Source organism: Piscinibacter sp., assembly GCF_050175855.1.
In the GTDB taxonomy this organism is placed as follows: domain Bacteria; phylum Pseudomonadota; class Gammaproteobacteria; order Burkholderiales; family Burkholderiaceae_C; genus Piscinibacter.
In genome coordinates, this window is the sequence record NZ_JBFXIO010000397.1 from 1 (window position 1) to 4532 (window position 4532).

The 4532-nt window shown below is 66.2% G+C and carries 4 protein-coding genes; 2 read left to right on the top strand and 2 right to left on the bottom strand.

Going from position 1 to position 4532, the window contains the following annotated elements; translation table 11 throughout:
• Positions 1-122: 122 nt before the first annotated feature.
• Positions 123-1148, top strand: coding sequence for a hypothetical protein (locus AB7U92_RS22345; RefSeq protein WP_428582237.1), 1026 nt, complete (start codon positions 123-125; stop codon positions 1146-1148).
• A gap of 30 nt (positions 1149-1178) precedes the next feature.
• On the opposite strand, the gene AB7U92_RS22350 is transcribed toward AB7U92_RS22345, so the two are convergent.
• Positions 1179-2141: a glycosyltransferase gene (locus AB7U92_RS22350; RefSeq protein ID WP_428582239.1), complete on the bottom strand. Its 963-nt coding sequence runs from the start codon at positions 2139-2141 to the stop codon at positions 1179-1181.
• Between the two features lie 7 nt (positions 2142-2148).
• Positions 2149-3828: a lipopolysaccharide biosynthesis protein gene (locus AB7U92_RS22355; protein ID WP_428582241.1), complete on the bottom strand. Its 1680-nt coding sequence runs from the start codon at positions 3826-3828 to the stop codon at positions 2149-2151.
• 40 nt (positions 3829-3868) lie between these two features.
• On the opposite strand from AB7U92_RS22355, the gene AB7U92_RS22360 reads away from it, so the two are divergent.
• The coding region (locus AB7U92_RS22360) for a class I SAM-dependent methyltransferase (RefSeq protein ID WP_428582243.1) at positions 3869-4532 on the top strand (664 nt) is incomplete at its 3' end.

The following is a 4532-nucleotide window of genomic DNA, read 5'->3' on the forward strand; positions in this document are numbered from 1 at the left end:
CTCCCGCGGCGGCTCCCGCGCCGGCTCCCGCACCCGCGCCGGCTCCCGCACCCACGCCGGCTCCCGCACCCGCGCCGGCTCCCGCACCTGCGCCGGCTCCTGCACCGGCACCCGCTCCGACGGTGACGCTGACGGCTGCCAATTCCAATCTGACGAGCGGCGGGACAACAACGATCTCCTGGTCGTCCACCCAGGCAAACTCGTGCACCGCCAGCGGAGCCTGGAACGGAGCCCTGGCCAGTTCGGGCACCTTCCAGACACCACCGCTTTCGGCCACGAGCACCTACACGATCAGTTGCACCGGCACGGGCGGCACGGTCATGCAGTCGGTCACCGTCGTCGTTGCGGCGGCCAGCGGAGCCATCACCGGCTTGAACTTCCCGAGCAACAACGACGCGCCCACCAACGCCTTTGTCGCGTTCCAGTTCCTCAATCCGCAGAACAACGGGCTGCCGATGTGGGGTGCCGGAAACGGCGGTGTCACCTACATCTGGAAGTACAAGCCGCGCCAGCAGGCCGGCTACTACGTGACGTTCTGGTGGTCCAACAACGGCACCTTCGAGTGGAACGCCGGCAAGCCCGACAGCTACTACGGTGCGCACCCCTATCCCCGCGGAGGCGGCACCTCGACCACGACGCACGATTGGGAGATCGGTGGTCTCGACTACGGTTCCGACTTCATCGCGACGATGACCGGTGGCAGCAAGCCTGTCCTCAAGGATCGCTGGTACACCCAGGCGCTGCGCATCACGGTGAACTCCGACGGTACGAAGACGGCGCGCTTCTACATCGACCTGCCCTCCACCGCTGCCGGAGATGTCATCCAGGTGACCTCACCGGCCTACTTCGGTACCAAGAATCCGCCGGCTCCGGCGCTGACTTTCGGCGACTCGCCGTGGTACGCGAACTACCAGCATGAGCGGCTGAGCGGCGTGCTGCGGGGAATCAAGATCTTCAACAAGGTACTCAGCGAAGCCGACACGATGGCCGAGGCGGCGGCAGACCGGCTCGTCACGGCACAAGGAAGCGCCAACGTCTGGTACATGAATATCAACCCGACGCCATCGGACATCTCCGACAAGTCCGGCGCGGGCCATCACCCGGTCTGGGCGAACCCGAACAACAAGGCGTCACTCTGGACGGAGTGAGGTCGCAAGCCGCGGTTTGTTGAGCATTGTTCAGCGAGCCGTGCCGCGACCACGGGTCGGGCGCGGCAGGCCCCAGCACCGGGCCAGCGAAGCGAGCAGGTAGGCAGCGGCCTTGGGCTGCCAGGGATGGTGCGACAGAGCCTGTCGGAACGATTGCACTGCCACGTCCGCATCGCCGTCCCAGTAGTGTCGGTAGCCGTGCAGGAATGCCAGCGCAGCAAGCCGCCTGCGGGCGGCTGCCGGTGGGACGGCGTGCCCTGCATCGTCGACCAGGCCATAGGACTCGATCGCTCGGTTGAGCAACCGGTAGGCGTTGTTTTCCTTGCGCAGGGTGTAGGTGACCGAACTGTGGTTCTGGCGGTAGACGGCAACCGGCACGTCGAGCTTGACGGCAGGATGGCGCCGCGACACCTTGAGCCAGAAGTCGTAGTCCGAGCCGGTCCGAAGGGTCTGGTCGAAGCCGCCGACGGCGTCGAAAACGGAGCGGTGGATGACCGACGCGATGATGTGGATCACGGAGTCGAAAAGCAGCCGCGAGTACAGCCAGCCGGAGCCTTCCGGATCGACGCGGGGAGCCAGGGTGGGCGCGGGCACCTGCAAGGGTGGGAAGCTGCCGTCCTGGTTGGGATGCCACACCAGCCAGCCACCGTAGACGACACGGCAGTCCGACTGGCGCTCGAACTGCCCCATCAAGGTCTCGGTGTGCCCGGGCAGCCAGAGATCGTCGCCGTCGAGGAAGGCCAGGTACTCGCCCCGTGCCTCGCTCACGGCGCGATTGCGCGCTGCAGCGGGCCCAGCATTGGCCTGAGTGAACACGCGTACGCGATCACCGAAACGGGCCACGACCTTGAGGGTGTCGTCCGTGGAGCCATCGTCGACGACCACCACTTCGATGGGCTGATAGGTCTGCGACAGCACGCTGTCGATGGCGTCGGCAACGAATCGACCACAGTTGTAGGTCGGCAGGATGACGGATACGAGCGGGCGTTTCATGGTCTCTCTAGTGGTGGCTGCCCTGCACCGGGGGCGCGGCACGTGCAAGTCTGGCACGCAGGCGATCTGCCAGCATCTGTTCGGGGCCGTCGGGCTTGCCGGCGGCGATCCAGGCGATCAGCAGAACGGCCAGGTAGACCACCGCACCGAGCCCGATGCCCAGGCCCAGCCAGAACACCGCGGCAGGCAGCGGCAATCCATGGTCCCGGCCCGGCAACACGAACAGCAGCGTCGCGAGCATGGCCCCCGAGGCCACCACGGGTCGCACCAGCGCCGAGACAAACACGCCAGGCGCCACGCCGAGACTGCGCTTCATCTCGTAGAGGTAGATGGGCGTGCAGGCGAATGACGTGGCCAGTGCAGCGACCGCGGCCCATTCGACGCCTCCAAGCTGCGAACCGACGGCCAGTCCGCACAGGAGGACGAGCACGTAGATGGCGTTGACCCGGGTCACGCGCGCCGGATGACCACGTGCCACCAGCACCGCGCAGATCGACGAATGAAACAGCAGCAGCGCGCCATTGAAGCAGAGCAGTTGCATCAGCGGCACGGCTGCCAGCCACTTCGGGCCGAATACCACGGGCACGAGCAAAGGCGCGACTGCAAAGATGCCTGCTGCGGCAGGCAGCGCCACGGTCGCCAGCATGGCCACGGCATTGCGATAGGCCGCGCGGATGTCTTCGGCGAGCGACAACTTGGCGAATCCCGGCACCAGTGCACGGTTGATCGGTGCGCCGAGTTCGGTGGTCGGCAAGTGGGCGAACTCGTAGGCGATGTTGTACAGCCCGAGCGCCGGCGCGCCGTGGAAGCGGCCGATGAAGAAGTCGGACGAGCGCTCCTTCAGAAAGGAGACGGCATTGTTGAAGAGGAGCCAGCGCGAGAAGTGCATCATCGGCTTGATCTGCACCAGCGTGAAACGGGGGCGGAACGGATGCATCAGGTAGCTGATGACCGTCGAGCCAAGCTTGGATACCAGGGTGCCGGCGACAAGTGCCCAGTAGTTGCGGAACACCAGCGCCATCGGCACGACGACGGCGAAGGCGATCAGCTTGCGCGTGATCTGGAACTTGAACTCGCGGCGGAAGTCGAGTTCCTTGCGGAACGCGACGATGCCGATGTTCTCGGCGCCGCTGAACAAGGGGCCGAGGGCAAGGGCACAAACCACCAGGGCCAGCTCGGGCCTGCCGTAGAAACTCGCGATCGGCCACGCCGCCACCAACATCAGCACGGTGATGCCGACGCCCAGCAGGAGATTGCCCGTCCAGGCGGTGCTGTAGTGCTCCTCGGTGGCGTTCTGGTTCTGGATGATCGCGACGTCGAATCCGAATGCCGTCAGCAGCTCGGCCATCAGCACGAAGGACATGGCCATCGCGACGACACCGAAGTCTCCGGGCACGAGCAGTCGCGCGAGGATCAGCGTGCTGATCAGGCCGAGGCTTCGCTCGACCAGCTTGAACAGCACCATCCAGGCGGCGCCTCGGGCCATGCGGCCCTGGATCGAATCAGTCATGGCGTGTCGGCGATCTATGATTAAAGTGGAGTTTGAGCATTCGGCCCCGGCCGTGGCCGATGGCCGATTCCCACCACACACTTCCTCCGTTGACATGACGACAACTTCCTGCCCGGCTTGCCGCGGAGAGCGCTGCACGCCGTTCCACGACATCGCCGCAACGCCGGTCACCTGCACGTCGATATTCGACAGCGCGGCCGAGGCGCGCGCCGTGCCGATGGGTCGTGTCGAACTGACTGCGTGCGAGTCGTGCGGCTTCGTGTTCAACCGGAGTTTCGATGCGGCGCGCGCCGAACTGGGTGCCCGCTACGAGAGCTCGCAGGCCGCATCGGCGCACTTCGGGCAGTTCGCGCGAGGTCTGGCCGCGCGATGGATCGAGCGTCATCGACTGCAGGGCAAGGCGGTGCTCGAGGTCGGCTGCGGGCATGGGGACTTCCTGAAACTGATGCTCGCCCACGGCGTCGCCCAGGCCATCGGAGTCGATCCGCTGGCGACGGTGGCGCTGGAAGCGGCGGACCCTCGCCTGCACGTTCATGCGGCCACGTTCGATGACGAGCTGCTCGATCTCCGCGCCGATGCGCTGGTGTGCCGCCACACCCTGGAGCATATCGGCCCGGTGCACGACTTCCTCGCGCGCGTCGGGCAGTGGGCTGCGCGAGACCCGCAGCGCGTGGTGCTCTTCGAGCTGCCGGACGCGCACAGAGTGCTGGCCGAAGGTGCGTTCTGGGATGTGTACTACGAGCATTGCAGCTACTTCACCACGGACACCCTGCGAAGCGCCTTCGAACGTGCCGGGCTCGAAGTGCTGGACCAGGAGCTCGCCTACGGCGGGCAGTACCTGCTGATCGAGGCCCGCGCCGCGCGCACGGCGCTGGTCGACG

What these genes read in the sequence shown, in the direction of transcription:
- AB7U92_RS22350 (WP_428582239.1), bottom strand. Translation starts at nt 2,141, where the DNA reads ATGAAACGCCCGCTCGTATCCGTCATCCTGCCGACCTACAACTGTGGT.